Origin of the sequence: Marivivens donghaensis (assembly GCF_011806565.1) — a bacterium.
Taxonomy (GTDB): Bacteria; Pseudomonadota; Alphaproteobacteria; order Rhodobacterales; family Rhodobacteraceae; genus Marivivens; species Marivivens donghaensis_A.
The window spans coordinates 124,809-139,977 of the sequence record NZ_JAATOP010000002.1 but is presented as its reverse complement, the minus strand read 5'-3'; the positions used below and the strand labels follow the sequence as shown (position 1 = coordinate 139,977).

At 58.3% G+C, this 15,169-nt stretch carries 13 protein-coding genes; 3 read left to right on the top strand and 10 right to left on the bottom strand.

Going from position 1 to position 15,169, the window contains the following annotated elements:
• Position 1: 1 nt before the first annotated feature.
• From HCZ30_RS03520 to cysQ, 9 genes are all read right to left on the bottom strand, one after another.
• A complete protein-coding gene (locus tag HCZ30_RS03520) occupies positions 2-1,423 on the bottom strand; it encodes a nodulation protein NodH (protein ID WP_167636392.1) in 1,422 nt (473 codons plus the stop codon).
• Positions 1,424-1,426: 3 nt separating this feature from the next.
• Positions 1,427-3,130, bottom strand: coding sequence for a beta-1,6-N-acetylglucosaminyltransferase (locus HCZ30_RS03515; RefSeq protein WP_246212582.1), 1,704 nt, complete (start codon positions 3,128-3,130; stop codon positions 1,427-1,429).
• Complete coding sequence (locus HCZ30_RS03510) at positions 3,127-4,137, bottom strand: glycosyltransferase family 2 protein (RefSeq protein WP_167636391.1); 1,011 nt, start codon at positions 4,135-4,137, stop codon at positions 3,127-3,129. Before HCZ30_RS03510 ends, HCZ30_RS03515 begins: the two co-directional genes overlap by 4 nt.
• Positions 4,138-4,151: 14 nt before the next feature.
• Positions 4,152-5,207 (bottom strand): glycosyltransferase family 4 protein, encoded by a 1,056-nt coding sequence (locus tag HCZ30_RS03505; protein ID WP_246212603.1) that lies wholly within the window; start codon positions 5,205-5,207, stop codon positions 4,152-4,154.
• Positions 5,208-5,364: 157 nt separating this feature from the next.
• A complete protein-coding gene (gene galE, locus HCZ30_RS03500) occupies positions 5,365-6,348 on the bottom strand; it encodes a UDP-glucose 4-epimerase GalE (RefSeq protein ID WP_167636389.1) in 984 nt (327 codons plus the stop codon).
• A gap of 29 nt (positions 6,349-6,377) precedes the next feature.
• Positions 6,378-7,271, bottom strand: a complete 894-nt coding sequence (gene galU, locus HCZ30_RS03495; RefSeq protein WP_167636388.1) for a UTP--glucose-1-phosphate uridylyltransferase GalU — start codon at positions 7,269-7,271, stop codon at positions 6,378-6,380.
• Positions 7,272-7,410: 139 nt separating this feature from the next.
• Complete coding sequence (locus HCZ30_RS03490; protein WP_167636387.1) at positions 7,411-8,640, bottom strand: glycosyltransferase; 1,230 nt, start codon at positions 8,638-8,640, stop codon at positions 7,411-7,413.
• Positions 8,637-9,437 (bottom strand): 3-deoxy-manno-octulosonate cytidylyltransferase, encoded by an 801-nt coding sequence (locus HCZ30_RS03485; RefSeq protein ID WP_167636386.1) that lies wholly within the window; start codon positions 9,435-9,437, stop codon positions 8,637-8,639. Before HCZ30_RS03485 ends, HCZ30_RS03490 begins: the two co-directional genes overlap by 4 nt.
• Complete coding sequence (gene cysQ / locus HCZ30_RS03480) at positions 9,438-10,235, bottom strand: 3'(2'),5'-bisphosphate nucleotidase CysQ (protein ID WP_167636385.1); 798 nt, start codon at positions 10,233-10,235, stop codon at positions 9,438-9,440.
• A gap of 129 nt (positions 10,236-10,364) precedes the next feature.
• Here cysQ and HCZ30_RS03475 point away from each other — a divergent pair, with 129 nt between their 5' ends.
• Positions 10,365-11,186 carry an ABC transporter permease gene (locus HCZ30_RS03475; RefSeq protein WP_167637051.1) on the top strand — a complete coding sequence of 274 codons (822 nt, stop codon included), beginning with the start codon at positions 10,365-10,367 and terminating at the stop codon, positions 11,184-11,186.
• On the opposite strand, the gene HCZ30_RS03470 is transcribed toward HCZ30_RS03475, so the two are convergent.
• Positions 11,183-11,800, bottom strand: coding sequence for an alpha-ketoglutarate-dependent dioxygenase AlkB family protein (locus HCZ30_RS03470; protein WP_167636384.1), 618 nt, complete (start codon positions 11,798-11,800; stop codon positions 11,183-11,185). The genes HCZ30_RS03475 and HCZ30_RS03470 overlap by 4 nt on opposite strands.
• A gap of 189 nt (positions 11,801-11,989) precedes the next feature.
• Between HCZ30_RS03470 and dnaK the strand changes: the two genes are divergently transcribed.
• Both dnaK and dnaJ read left to right on the top strand, forming a co-directional pair.
• Positions 11,990-13,909, top strand: coding sequence for a molecular chaperone DnaK (gene dnaK / locus HCZ30_RS03465; protein WP_167636383.1), 1,920 nt, complete (start codon positions 11,990-11,992; stop codon positions 13,907-13,909).
• A 74-nt stretch (positions 13,910-13,983) separates the two neighbouring features.
• Positions 13,984-15,135, top strand: a complete 1,152-nt coding sequence (dnaJ, locus tag HCZ30_RS03460) for a molecular chaperone DnaJ (protein ID WP_167636382.1) — start codon at positions 13,984-13,986, stop codon at positions 15,133-15,135.
• Positions 15,136-15,169: the final 34 nt, after the last annotated feature.

Below are 15,169 nucleotides of genomic sequence, written 5' to 3'. Positions count from 1 at the left end.
GCTATTTCCAGCTTCCGAAACCGAACGTCATGTAGTCGCGCTGATAGACATCAGCCGCGAGTTTTTCGATGTCTGCGTCATAGATCGACTGGAGCTTCCCGCGGTACGGATCACAGTTCGTGTCGAAATCCGGCGCATCATCGCGGCCCACACTGAAGGCGAGATACGCCAGATCGGTTTTGATCCGGTCCTCGCGGATCATGATATCGGGCGAACAGAAATTCGCGAATCCCTGCACCACGGCAGTCTGCGTGGCCCACGCCGGATCGACGCGAATCGATGTCTGCCCCGCGATGTTCGCCTTCAGAAATTCGAGGAAACCGATGAACGCCGCCCGATGTGCCGTCGCGTCATAGTTTTCGGCCGGAGGCGTCTCTTTCGGCAGCGGAACCTTGAACATCTGCTTCAAAGTCTTCCGGATTTCACCGAACGTTGTATCGCCATAGCCGAGGATATGTTCACAGAACGCAGCGTGAGCGCGGGCGACGGGGTGGCGTAGAACGGTGAAGGTCCGGTGCCCGACGTGCTTGCGCTTCCATTGACGGATGTCTTTCTGGTTCATCCCCGTGCGGACATTCTCGCCATCGAGCGAATTCAGCCACGCGGTAACCGCCGCTTCGGGGCCACCGCGCACCGGCATGTACAGCAGCGGAGAATTTGCAGCCGCCGCGAATTGCGGTGCCATCGCGCCGCGGCGCGGTTCAAAATTCGGGGTGCGGGTCAGGTTGAAACGGTCAAGCCGCGCGAGCGCGCTTTCCATCTGCGGGAAGTTGTCGACCTTGTCGGATATCGGTGCGGGATTCTGCTTTTTCAGGGTCTTATCCAGCCCATCCAGCCGCGCATCCGCACCAAGGAATTCCGCCAACCCGTTCATCACGTCGACGTCCTGAAGATCTTCGTAGGCGACGTAAAAAGCCGTTTGGCCGGACTTCTGGAGCGTATTCAGAAGTTGCACCTGAAACTCTTGCAGCGCGGCAAGGTGGTTCTCGAACTCGCCTTCGTCGAACGACACGACCTCGCTCTTGGCGTTTTTGACGTTCGTCAGTTTCCACTGACCTGTCGCCTGCGCGATCTTCCAGCTGATATAGCTTTCGATCGGGTTGCGGGTCAGTATGATCTTGGCGCAGCGCTTATCCGCGAGCAGGTTGTCCAAAATGCGCGGATCGTGGTCGTGGAAGTACCGGAAGCCCCCGATCCCGTCCGATTTATCGCGAATGGTCTTCACGAGATGCATCGGATCAATTTCGCGCTGTCCCTGCGTCACACCAAGGATCGCATGGGCGTTCGGGTAGCCGATGAAATGCGGATTAAACGCTTCGCCGTGACATTGAATGCCGTCAAAAGCGTTAAGGTTGGTTTCCAAAAAGTTTGAGCCGGTCCGCATTTCTGCGAACACGACGAAATAATCGAATTTGGCCATCAAAAATTATCGAACCAGATAGGGTTTGCGCTTGGGGCGCGGCGCGTTGACTGGTGCCGATTCTACAGGGAAATCACCCATAAGATAGGGGTGCATCCCTTGGTTCTTCAGATTTTGCAGGAATTGACCAAAGCCGGTCAGGTCCGCCATCCGCGGCGCTTCATTGAGGCGGCGCAGGCTCTTGCCCGTGATTTCGTCGACCACGGTTTGCAGCGCTTCCATCGGCGACTCGATGAAGTCAGCCATGGTCCAGATACGCACTTTCGATTTGGTGTAGATTGAACGGAGAATATCGAGATGCTCGCTTTCGATCTTCTGAAGGCGTGCCGCCTCTTCACGCAGATCGGCGAAGTTACGGTTCGACTTGAATAGCGGAACGGCCCAAGCACCTGAGATTACACTGATTTGCGCGTTTGAATCGCGCGCGAGGTCCCAGCTGATCGCCTGATTATCCAGCGGCCCGAATTCGAAACACTGCCGTTCGCCGCGCGTGTTCCACACGAGGCTCCGCAAAAAACTACGCGGGCTATAATCGCGCAGCTCGGCAGAGTCGGAAAGCCCACCGACAAAAGTCGACTGACCGCCCTCGAACCACGCCTTGTCGGGCGCAAAAAGGTGGCCGTGAACGCGGGCACCGGTCGCTTTGGCGAGCCACGGGTTGAAGTCCTCGAACAGGTCGGAGAACCCTTCGAACACCGAAAACTGGCTCGCAGTCACACCGTTTTCCCAATCATCGTTCGGGAAGCGGCTGTGCATATAAAGGCCAGGACGACCTCGGGTCCGGCGATCGACAGCGCGCGCAAAGATGCGGTCGATTTTCCCAGGGTTCGGCTCGTTCGCACGCAGTTCGGAGGCAGGGCCAAGGAACGTGTCATACAACCTGTCCGCGTGGGGCCAGATTTTCCGCGCGACAAAGCAGTCCGACCGCCGCAAAAGCTGGAGGTGGTCGTCGTAGAAGATGTGCGGTTTCCCTTGGAAATCGAACTTCGACAGGGTCAGCGAGCGGCTCTCGATATTAGGCGAATAGAGGCGCGCGAGCGTCTGGAAGTAGCTTTCGTCGGGAATCCAGACCTTTTTGAAGTAGCGATCGTAGGTTTCACGCTCGGGATCTTCGAGGATCGCCGAAAGCGTCTGACGCGTCAGGCACCACCACTGCGACCCCATATGCGGCACGAGGCCCTCGGGGATCTTCCGGCGGAATTTGATGCGGCGTTGGAAATCGACGTACCAATCAAACAGGCGGCGCTGTTTCTTCCACGAAAACGGGAAGCGCAGCGTGAAACGTTCCTGATCGAGGCCGCCAACCGTCCACGGAACATCCGCAGTCGTAGCGCTTTCGATGAAATCCGTGCGTGGATGCTGGCGGAGGTAATCGGTCAGCTCGGCCACGGGGCGCAGCGGCAGACACGATCCGGACGCCAGATAGACGTGCGTCACATCCGGAAACTCTTTGAGCATGACCTCGGAGCCACTCTGCGTTGCGGCCACAAGGCCCCAAGTGCCCCAACCGCAACGATGGCGTTCGGAAAAACGCACGGTCTCCAGATCGCGCAGCTTACTGACGAAGCTTTTGAACTTCTCGTCATTCACCGCTTTGTCGACGTGGACAACGACGGGCGATCCCGCAGCGGACCAATGGCGTATTACCTGCTCGGCCCGATTGAAGGCCGAGTGGATGAGCATGACGATGCCAACCTGCGTCCCCGTCATGCCCAGTTTCCTTTGGACATGAGCCCCAGAATTTCGAGCTGGCGCCAGTTGATGTATTTCTCCGACCACTTGCACCAGAGGTCGGTGTTATCTCGCAGACCTTCGAAATAGGCGCGATATTCGTGGCTGCCGGCATAGTGCTGGCCGCGCGACATCTCCTCCGCAGCTTTGAAAGTGAGTGTATCGAGGAATTTCGTGTGCAGGAGAATGCCGCTGGCTTTCTCACCGCCCCATTCGTCGTAAACCTGATTTAGACCGCGCGGCAGCAACATGTGCGTGCTGGACACATAGGCGTAGCGGCGGTCCCATTTGACCAACGGCACCTTGTTTAGCGCGGGCGAACGCTCCGGCATATCTTGGAAAAATTCGCGGGCACGCGGTCCGCCCTGAATCCACAGGTTACCGTATTTGCTATTGCGGCTGATCGTGTAGTTGCCGCTGTCGAACCACTGCGCAATGTCGAGCGGGTTGTCACCGCGACGGTACGGAATGCTCGAAATCGGCCCCTTGGGATACATGTCGAGCAGCATGGCAGAGAACGAGCGGATCGACGACGCGTCCAGCCAGTCGGTCAGCGCGCGGATCGGGCGGGAATCGCAAAACGGATAGACGAAGAGCTCGTCAGGATCGACGACGAGACACCAGTGACCATGGCCGTGACGCAGCAGAAGCCAGTTGATCCAGTCCATCCCGAACTTCGACCGTTTATAGCTCGCGGAAGTACGCCAGATGGAAACGTCGGGCTGTTCGGCAAGGAATTCGCGGCCGCCATCATCGCTATCGTTATCCACGATGAGGAAGTGGTTCACGCCCATTGCGCGATAGTAGTCGAGGAAGTGCGGCAGACGCGGGTCCTCGTTCCGCATGGTCGAGAATACAAGGAGATCGCTCGGTCTGATCTGGCTCGTGCGGTCGGCAACCTGTTCGAGTTCACGCCGCTTGCGGATCGCGCGCACCAAGCGGTGACGCCGCTCCAGCCGAAGCCGATATGAACTCCAGAAACCCAAATCCGTCTCTCCGCTTACTGCTCAGGCTTAGCGTGTGCAGACTTTATGCCAAGTACCTTAGAGAAGTGTTGTTCCCACGTCGATGGCACGAAGGCTGTCACATGTTCTTCTCTTGATACTCCCATTATTTCGTTAACGGCAGTTCGCCAAGAAAAGTTATCCCGAGGATCGCGATAATCGGCATAATCCCCGAGTATTTCGCGGAAAACGGGAATATTTGAGCATATAACCGGAACGCCCATCGACGCGGCTTCGACCGGCGTCAGCCCGAAGCCTTCGACGAGCGACGGACAGAGCAATGCGCGGCTGCCGTGAATGACCGCCGCTAAGGCACCGTCGGTCAGATCGGGATACTCCTCCACCCCTTTGATCCCACGGTCGAGCCTGTCGAAAACGGTCTTGTTCAGCCACCCGCGCGATCCACAAACAAACAGGCGCGGACGGTTTTCCGGATCGAGCGACTGCCAGACTTCAAGAAGCAGCATGTGGTTTTTACGCGGCTCGATAGTGCCCGCAATGACAAAGTAGTCGTCGCTGAGATCGATATGTTTCGGGACTTCGGCAAACTTCGGATTCGGCCGGTCGACGCCGAGGTGAGACACAACAATCTCCGGCACATTCCCCGCTTTTTCGAGGTGCTGCTTCACACGCTCAGCCGCGAAATCGGAGATGCAGATGACGCGCGCCGCATGTTTTGACACCGCTTTAATCGCGTCCTCGAACCGCTCCACAACCCGCTGCCGCTGCGTTTCCGGATAATCGAGCGGAATGGTGTCGTGGATCATGACGTTGATATTGCCGCCAAATCCGACGTCGAGCGCCTGAAGTGTCGCCTCATCGAGGTTCTGGTGCCCGATGAGGTAAAGCTCCGAATTTTCCGGCAGATAGGTCGTCAGCAGCGGCACCAGCCGACCATGACGCCCGCGCCCGATCCGGTGGCGCCGTACAAGACTGTGCGCCGCGCGGACCTCGTGCCGCTTGCGCCGTGCGAGGTAGGATTGCAGGTCCGTCCGCCCCCATTCGCCCGTTGTCACGGCTTTCTCGAACGCCTGCCCGCCAGCGCGGTCCATCAGCACGAAACCGTGCGAGGTCCGGCAAAGGAAAAAGCAGGGCGCAGAATCAGCAAGGAACCGGCGTAGATACGCCAGTTCCACACGGTCAATTCCAGTCAGGGTTTTCCCGGCCCGCGAGGCCAATCTACTCAGGTCGAGAACCCTTGGAGTGTCTTTATTTGTCGTAGTGTCCACTCTGGTGCCAACGCCACGCATCGGTGATCATTGTCTTCAGTGTAGACCGCTGCGGCGTCCAGCCCAACTCCTCAATGGCACGCGAGCTGCCAGAAACGAGTTTTGTTGCATCGCCGGGACGTCGATCCCCCTCAACAATGGGGACTTCCTTGTTCGTGACCTCTGCCGAATAGGCGATAACTTCACGAACCGAGAAGCCGCTGCCAGTGCCGAGGTTGAAGACGCGACTCTGTTTGCCATCCTCAAGCCACTTCACACCGAGCACGTGCGCATCGACCAGATCGCAGACGTGGACGTAGTCGCGGATGCAAGTGCCATCGGGGGTATCGTAATCGGTACCGAACACCGTCAGCGCCGCACGCTTGCCGTCAATTGCGTCGAGCATCAGCGGAATGAGGTGCGTTTCGGGACGGTGGAACTCGCCAACCTCCCCTTCCGGATCGCCGCCAGCTACGTTGAAATAGCGGAAGATCACAGACCGCAGGCCGTGGCTCTGTTCGAAGTTCTCGAGGATATCCTCAATCGCACGCTTCGATGCACCGTAGGCGTTGATCGGCTCCTGAACGCAGTTTTCATCAAGCGTCACACCGTCCTGTTCACCATAGGTGGCGCAGGTGGACGAGAACACGAACTGCATACAATTGGCCGCAACGGCTGCTTCGATCAGGTTCAGCGATCCGACAACATTATTGCGCCAGTAGGCGCCCGGATCCTTCATCGACTCGCCAACTTGGCTGAGCGCGGCGAAATGCATGACGGCTACGGGCTTATATTTCGCGAAAACTTCGTCGAGGCGCGGGCGGTCCAGAAGATCGCCCTGTTCGAACGGGCCGAATTTCACGGCGTCCTGCCAACCAGTGATCAGGTTGTCGAAAGTCACAGGCGTAAAGCCTGCGGCCCGCAGCGCTTTACACGCGTGCGAGCCGATATAACCGGCACCGCCGGTCACAAGCACATTGCTCATAGAATTCCCTTCCCTCGCGGGAGGCGGCCTTATTGGGCCGCCTTACGTACCGCCATCATTTCGTCCAGATAGTTCTGGAATTCGTCGCGCAGCTCTTCACGTGCCAGACCGAATGCAACGGTCGCCTGAAGGAAGCCAGCTTTCGAGCCGCAATCATAGCGCTCACCGCGGAAGCGGTAGCCGTATACTTCGCGGCCTTCGGTCAGTTCGCGGGCAATCGCGTCGGTCAGCTGAAGCTCACCGCCAGCTCCGCGGTCGATCTTGCCGAGATTTTCCATGACCTGCGGACCAAGAATGTAACGACCGATCACCGCGAGGTTCGACGGTGCGTCTTCCATCTTGGGCTTTTCGACCATGCCGCGGGTCGAAACCACGCTGCCCATGTCGTCCTTCACATCGAGCACACCGTAGGCCGAGGCTTTTTCCGGAGCCACTTCCATCGCAGCAACCATGTTGCCGCCGGTTTCAGCGTAGGCTTCGACCATCTGCTGGAGGCACGGCTTTTCAGCCGCGATGACGTCGTCGGGCAGAATCACCGCGAACGGCTCGTCGCCAATCAGACGGCGGGCACACCAGACAGCGTGGCCGAGGCCCTGCGCGCGGTGCTGACGGATGTAAGCAATCGCGCCGCTTTCCATGTAGGTCGACTGCAGAACTTCGAGGAGCTTGTCTTTGCCGGCTTCACGGAGCGACGTTTCCAGCTCCGGAGCGCAGTCAAAGTAGTCTTCGAGCGCAGACTTGCCTTTGGAGGTAACGAAAATGAAGTCCGTAATACCTGCAGCGCGGGCTTCATCGATAGCGTACTGGATAAGCGGTCGGTCGACGAGGGTCATGATCTCTTTCGGGACCGACTTGGTCGCGGGAAGGAAACGGGTACCCAGACCGGCAACAGGGAAAATCGCCTTTGTTACCTTTTTCTGCATTCTACTCTCCAAATATACAAACGCCCGGTGGGGCAACAATTCTTATATCACGCGGGCCCACTCAACCAAAGTCAGGGCTACCCGCAGTTTGTTACATTTCCGCGTCAAACGTAACAGGTCGGCTGCCATTTTGGCCGTTTCATGTACGTAGTGCTTCAATTCGTTGCAGTTCGCGCACGTTTCGAGAGCGTTTGGTCCAGAATCTGAATACTGGGTCAGTCCTCTCCGATTTCCCGAAGAGCCCGCCCTGTTGCAACCAGATTCCTTCATCCGTGAACTTTACGCGGTGACGTAGAGCGGTGAGGGAATACCTCAAGATCGTGACGCGATGTCCGTCGTCGCGCGCCTCAATCGCCTTTTCAAGGATTTGACGATAGTTGTACCAACGCGCATTCATCGAAATGTGGCCGGAGGGTTTGGTCTCTGCCTCAAACGGCAAATAAGGCTGCTCGGATGCGCCGATGGGCTGCAATTCCTGAGGCCGAGCTAAGTGGCCCTCATCAGCGCCGACGTCATAGGTTTTCATGAGCCGCCGCACATCGCGCGGCTCGATCCGCCCCTCGATTAGATGCTTGATCGCGCCGTTTTCCTGCTCTGTCCGGTGATAGCGATGAAGCCGTCCGCGAACATCCTCGGGCGCGTGCTTGCGCAGGAATACCGCGATGCTCCGGCCCGTGTGGAACAGGCTCATAGGCGCACGGTCAGCGCGGCGACGCTCGCTGGACAGGTAGCCATGATGGACGACGGCCTTGGGAACGATCGCGGTGTCACCGCCAGCGGCAGCGATCCGTAGGTTCAGGTCCGTCTCGTCCATATAAAACTGATACGCAGGATCGAAACCGCCGAGCTTACAGACAAACTCGCGATCAAAGGCCATGTTCGTACCCTCGGTCTTGATCGCCTCACTCTTTTCGCCGCGCACAACGACCGTTTCCTCACCCTCGATGGTGAGGAGCTGCGTGCGGCCTTCACAATTTACGCTCCGCGCAGGCCATTGAAGCGAAATACCATTGCGACCAAGCACATAGCCCCCTGCCGCAACTGCATCACCCGATGCAATCGGTGCGATCAGATGATCGAGCCAACGCGGCTCCGGCACGGCATCGTCGTCGATGAAGGCAACAATATCGCCGGCCGCGTTCTGCAAACCGACGTTCCGCGCCATGGAGATGTTGGGAATGTCGAACCGGACGAGTTTTACACGGCCTTGATAGCCGCGCCCGACGAGTTCTTCGGAACCGTCCATGTCCGCGACAACGACGATTTCGAAGTTAGGGTAGTAAAGCTGGGACAGGCCATTGATGCAGCGCCGAAGAGCGGTGGGCCGATTGCGGCTGACAACAATGACACTGACCCGCGGGGGCGTCACGCGACCCCCATACCTTTGAGCATGGCCTCGATGCGGGGCACATCTTCAGGGTTGTTCAGTTCCCAGAACTTACGTCCACGGCCTTCGACCTCGACGCATAGGACATGCACACCGCGCTCAAGGAAGCGCAACTGCTCCAGACCTTCGAGCTTTTCCAGCGGCCCCGCGTTCCAGCGCGAATAGGCCGCCAGCGCGGACGGACGGTAGGCGTAGACACCGACGTGGTGGAAAACGGGCGTCTCGTCGTCATCGCCGTAGGTCTTTCCGGTGTACGGAATGACTTCCTTGGAGAAATACAGCGCGTTGTTATCGATACCGAAAACGGCGGTCGTGCCACCCACGCGGCCCGCCTTGCGGTCATCGAGGAAACCGTTCAGCGCCTCGCCCTCGGTCTTCAGCACCGGCGTTGCGACTTCTGCCACCGGAGACTTCTTCAGCCCCTCGATCAGTTCCTCGACGAACCACGGCGGCGTCAGCGGCGCGTCGCCTTGCAGGTTTACTACAACGTCAAACCCGCCGCCCAGCGTGTCAAAGGCTTCGGCGCAGCGTTCGGTGCCGTTCTGGCAGGCCTCGGAGGTCATAACGACCTCCGCGCCGAACGCTTCCGCAGCTTCGCGGATGCGGTCGTCGTCAGTCGCGACGGCGACGCGGTCCACACCTTTGACCTGCATCGCAGCATCCCAACTCCGCCGGATCAGGCTCTTGGCCTCACCGGAAGCGCCGGTCAGTTCGACAAGCGGCTTACCTGGATAACGGGTCGATGCGTAGCGGGCGGGAATGACGATAAGTGTGGGCAATCAAGCCTCCTTCAGATCAACGCCGGGAGCGTATGCGATGAAGAACGGATTTGCGAAGGTTTCCTTGCCGTAGCGCAGCGGCTGGTGATCGTCGAAACGCACGACATCGCCGCCCGCGCCGACCAGAACCGCGTGACCTGCTGCGGTGTCCCACTCCATCGTACGGCCAACGCGCGGGTAGAGGTCGGCTTCACCGGTGGCGACGAGGCAGAACTTCAGCGACGAACCGGCGCTCTTGGAGTCGGCAACGTTGTATTTGTTGATATAATCATCGGTGGCCTGATCGCGGTGCGATTTCGACGCGACGACCAGCAGAGCATTGTTGTCGGGAGTGCTAACGCGGATCGGCTTGGTTTCGCCAACGGTTTCCTTATCGAACGGACCCATTTCCTCGACCGCGTTGCCGCCCGCATCGGTGTAGAACAGGCGATCTTTGGCGGGTGCATAGACAACGCCGCGCACCGGCGAGCCGTCCATGACGTAGGCGATGTTTACGGTGAAATCGCCGCGACGCTTGACGAATTCTTTGGTGCCGTCGAGCGGATCTACGATGAGGAAAGTGCTCACGTTTTGGTCGTGGCTGTCGGCCTGTTCTTCAGTCACCAGCGCAACATCCGGAAATTCGGCGCGCAGACCTGCGGAGATCAGTGCATCGGCAGCTTCGTCAGCTTCGGTCACAGGGCTTTCGTCGCTCTTCGTTTTCACTTCGAAGTCGGGGCTATTGTAGATCTCCATGATCTTGTCACCAGCTTCGAGTGCAAGGCGGCGCATCACCGACGTAAGTTTAACCAAATCCATTTTAATCTCCTAATAAATGCAATCGCCTAATATTGATCGCGTCGTCGACGCTTCTTATGGTAAAGCCACATTGGAACGGCAAGCCTCACATTGGCTTTGTCTCCGAATAGGACCCGAATGGACCAGCAGATTTTCAACACCTACAAACCACAGTCTATGTGGGCATCGGCGTTAAATATCGCTGAACTGACATTCCATTCGACCGTGCGTGAAATCCGTAAGGGCCACAAGAACGCGATCGTCGGGTTGCTGCTGAATATGTTGCAGGCGCTTATTTTCGTGGGCGCTTTCTACGCAATGTTTCAGATTTTGGGCGTTAGCAGAGCGCAAATCCGCGGAGACTTCCTGCTCTATATCATGTCGGGCGTGTTTCTATTCATGACGCATGCCAAGGCGATGGGTGCTGTTTTCGGTGCCGAGGGCGCGACGTCGTCGATACTGAAGCACGCGCCGCTGAACTCCATTATCATGATCGCATCGGCCGCTTTGGCCTCGCTCTATACGCAGGTGCTGTCGATGGTGACGATTCTTTATGTTTACCACGTCATCGGAAACCCGATCGAGATTGACGACCCCGTCGGCGCGATGGCGATGTTCCTGTTGGCGTGGTTCTCGGGCATCGGTGTGGGGATCATCTTCCTGTCAATGAAGCCGTGGTTCCCCGACTTCGCCCGCATCGCGCAAACGGTCTACGCCCGCACCAATATGATCGCGTCGGGCAAGATGTTCGTAGCGAACGCGACACCTGGCTATATTCTGGTGCTGTTCGAGTGGAACCCGCTGTTCCACTGCATCGACCAAGAACGCGGCTATGTGTTCGAGAACTATTTCCCGCACCACAGCTCGATTTGGTATCCGGTCGTGGTAAGTATCGCCTGCCTTGTGCTTGGCCTGATGGCTGAATTCTTCACCCGCCGCCACGCATCGGCAAGCTGGGGCGCTGGTCGCTAAGTCACCACCCGCATTGTGACATTGATCCGTCCGCCGTTGGGGAGCAGCGACGACGATCCCGGGCGGATGCGATCAATGCCGTGATAGAGCAGACGCGCCTCGCCGCCGATGACACAGACATCTCCGCTTTCGAGCCAAATGCTTTCGGTTTTGCCGCCGCGTTCAAGGTTACCGATCCGGAACAGTGCGGCATCGCCGAGCGAGATGGAAACGACGGGCGCATTGAAATCGGCTTCATCCTTGTCCTGATGCATCCCCATCTTGGCGTCGGTGCCGTAGAAGTTGACTAGGCAGCTTTCGGGATCACGGTCATAACCGCTGACAGTGCGCCAGACATCCAGAACACTCTCGGGCACCTCCGGCCACGGAGCGCCAGACGGGTGCTTCGGCTCGTAGCGATAGCCGCGGCGGTCGGTCACCCATCCGAATTTTCCGGCGGAGGTCATGCGTACAGACATTTCCTTGCCACTTGGCGTCACCGGCGAAAAAAGAGGGGCGGCTTTCACCACTCCGCGCAAATCTTCAACCATCGCGATCTGCTGCTCTGGCGACAAAAGCTGCTTCCACACGGGAATCCGGCGCACAACCACCGTTGGTTCGGGACTATTTTTCATTGCTCGATCACCAAGTTGCAAATTTAGCACAGTTTGTACTTCTCACCCCGTTGCAGGGCGCAATGTCGCCTCCTATATACCGCTTGATCCAAGGAACGGATTTATTTCCGTTCTGGAACAACCAGCAAGGTGCGGATGCCGCCGATCGGGTTCGCGCCGCTCAAACCGCTTAAGAAAGGGCTTTGAAACATGGGAAAAGTCATCGGGATTGACCTCGGCACCACCAACTCCTGCGTTGCCATCATGGACGGCTCCAAGCCGCGCGTTATCGAAAACGCCGAAGGTGCCCGTACCACGCCGTCGATCGTCGGCTTCACCGAAGACGAACGCCTCGTCGGCCAGCCGGCAAAGCGTCAGGCTGTCACCAATCCGGACAACACCGTCTTCGCTGTAAAGCGTCTGATCGGTCGCCGCGTTGACGACGCCGCAGTAGAAAAAGACAAGAAACTCGTCCCCTACTCCATCGTTAACGGTGGCAATGGCGACGCATGGGTAGAAGTACGCGGTGACAAGTACTCCCCGTCGCAGGTTTCGGCTTTCATCCTCCAGAAGATGAAAGAAACCGCCGAGTCGTACCTCGGTGAAGAAGTAACCCAAGCCGTTATCACCGTTCCGGCTTACTTCAACGACGCCCAGCGTCAGGCCACCAAAGACGCCGGCAAGATCGCCGGTCTCGAAGTGCTGCGCATCATCAACGAGCCGACCGCTGCCGCTCTGGCATACGGTCTGGACAAGGAAGAAACCAAAACCATCGCGGTCTATGACCTTGGTGGCGGTACCTTCGACGTGACCATCCTCGAAATCGACGATGGCCTTTTCGAAGTGAAGTCGACCAACGGCGACACCTTCCTCGGTGGTGAAGACTTCGACATGCGCATCGTCAACTACCTCGCTGACGAGTTCAAAAAAGAGCATGGCGTCGACCTGACCAAGGACAAGATGGCTCTGCAGCGTCTGAAAGAAGCTGCCGAAAAGGCCAAGATCGAACTGTCCTCGTCGCAGCAGACCGAAATCAACCAGCCGTTCATCTCGATGGGCACCAACGGCCAGCCGCTGCACATGGTCATCAAACTGACCCGTGCGAAGCTGGAAAGCCTTGTTTCGGACCTGATCAAGAACTCGATCAAGCCGTGTCAGGCTGCTCTGAAGGACGCTGGTCTGACCACTTCGGACATCGACGAAGTTGTTCTCGTCGGCGGTATGACCCGTATGCCGAAGGTCATGGAAGAAGTATCGAAGTTCTTCGGTAAAGAGCCGCACAAGGGTGTGAACCCGGACGAAGTCGTTGCCATGGGCGCTGCCATTCAGGCCGGTGTTCTTCAGGGCGACCTGAAAGACCTCGTTCTGCTCGACGTGACCCCGCTGTCGCTCGGCATCGAAACCCTCGGCGGTGTATTCACCCGCCTGATCGACCGCAACACCACGATCCCGACCAAAAAGTCCCAGGTCTTCTCGACCGCCGAGGACAATCAGTCGGCCGTGACCCTGCGCGTCTTCCAGGGCGAGCGTGAAATGGCTGCCGACAACAAGATGCTCGGTCAGTTCAACCTCGAAGACATCCCGCCGGCTCCGCGCGGTATGCCGCAGATCGAAGTCACCTTCGACATCGACGCCAACGGTATCGTCTCCGTCGCTGCCAAAGACAAAGGCACCGGCAAAGAGCAGTCGATCACCATTCAGGCTTCGGGCGGTCTGTCGGACGCCGACATCGATAAGATGGTCAAGGACGCCGAAGCCAACGCTGACGCCGACAAGAAGCGCCGCGAACTGGTCGAAGCCAAGAACCAGGCTGAAAGCCTGATCCACTCGACCGAGAAGTCGATCGAAGAGCATGGCGACAAGGTTGACCCGTCGACTGTCGAAGCCATCGAACTCGCTCTGGCCGCTCTGAAGGACGAACTGGAAAGCGATAACCCGGACAAGATCAAAGCGGGTATCCAGAACGTCACCGAAGCTGCGATGAAGCTTGGCGAAGCCATATACAAAGCAAGCCAGGACGAAGCAGACGGCGGCAACTCTGCGCAGAAGGCCGCTGACGAAGAGGGTGCCGACGACGACATCCTCGATGCCGATTTCGAAGATCTCGGCGAAGACAAGCGCGGCCAATAAGGCCCAAGGCACAAACGGAAAGACCGGCCTGACAAACCGGGCCGGTCTTTTTCCTTGCCTTTAAGGGGGAACGAATGTCCAAACGCGATTACTACGAAGTGCTCGGCATTTCCAAAGGCGCGACCGCTGAGGAAATCAAAAAGGGCTATCGTAAAAAAGCCAAGGAACTCCACCCTGACCGCAATGCGGACAATCCCGACGCCGAATCGCAGTTCAAAGAAGCGAACGAAGCCTACGACGTCCTGAAAGACCCCGAAAAGAAAGCTGCATACGACCGCTACGGTCACGCGGCATTCGACGGCGGTATGGGCGGACATCCGGGCGCAGGCGGCGGATACCGCGGTGGAAACGGCGACTTTGCGTCTGCCTTCTCGGACGTGTTCGACGACCTGTTCGGCGACTTCATGGGTGGCCGCGGTGGTGGCGGACGTCCGCGCGCTCAGCGTGGCAACGACCTGCGCTACAACCTCGGTATCTCGCTCGAAGAAGCCTACACGGGCAGCCAGAAAACGATCCGTGTGCCGACCGCAGTGGCCTGCGGCTCCTGTGAAGGCACGGGCGCCGAAGGCGGAAGCGAGCCTGTCACCTGTCCGACCTGTTCGGGCATGGGTAAGGTCCGCGCGCAGCAGGGCTTCTTTACCGTAGAGCGCACCTGCCCGACCTGTAACGGCAACGGCCAGATCATCAAAAATCCTTGTAAGGTCTGTCATGGTGCCGGCCGCGTCGAGAAAGAGAAATCGCTCTCGGCCAACATTCCGGCTGGCGTCGAAACCGGCACCCGCATTCGCCTCGCTGGCGAAGGTGAGGCCGGTATGCGCGGCGGTCCGACCGGCGATCTCTATATCTTTATCGAGGTCGCAGAGCATCAGTTGTTCCAGCGCGACGGCGCGACGCTGTTCTGCCGCGTACCTGTTTCGATGGTCGATGCAGCGCTTGGCGGTGACGTCGAAGTGCCGACGATCGACGGTGGCCGCAGCCGCGTCCGCATTCCCGAAGGCAGCCAGTCCGGCCGCCAGATGCGTCTGCGCGGAAAGGGTATGCCTGCCCTCCGTGGCGGCGGTCAGGGCGATATGCTGATCGAGTTGCAGGTGGAAACGCCGGTCAAGCTGACAGCGCGTCAGAAAGAGCTCCTTGCCGAATTCCAAGAAGAGAGCGCAGAGAACAACCCGAACACCTCGCGGTTCTTCTCAGCGGTCAAAGGCTTCTGGGATTCGATGAAAGGCTGAGACAAAGGGCGGTCCTAGGATCGCCCTTTACGCT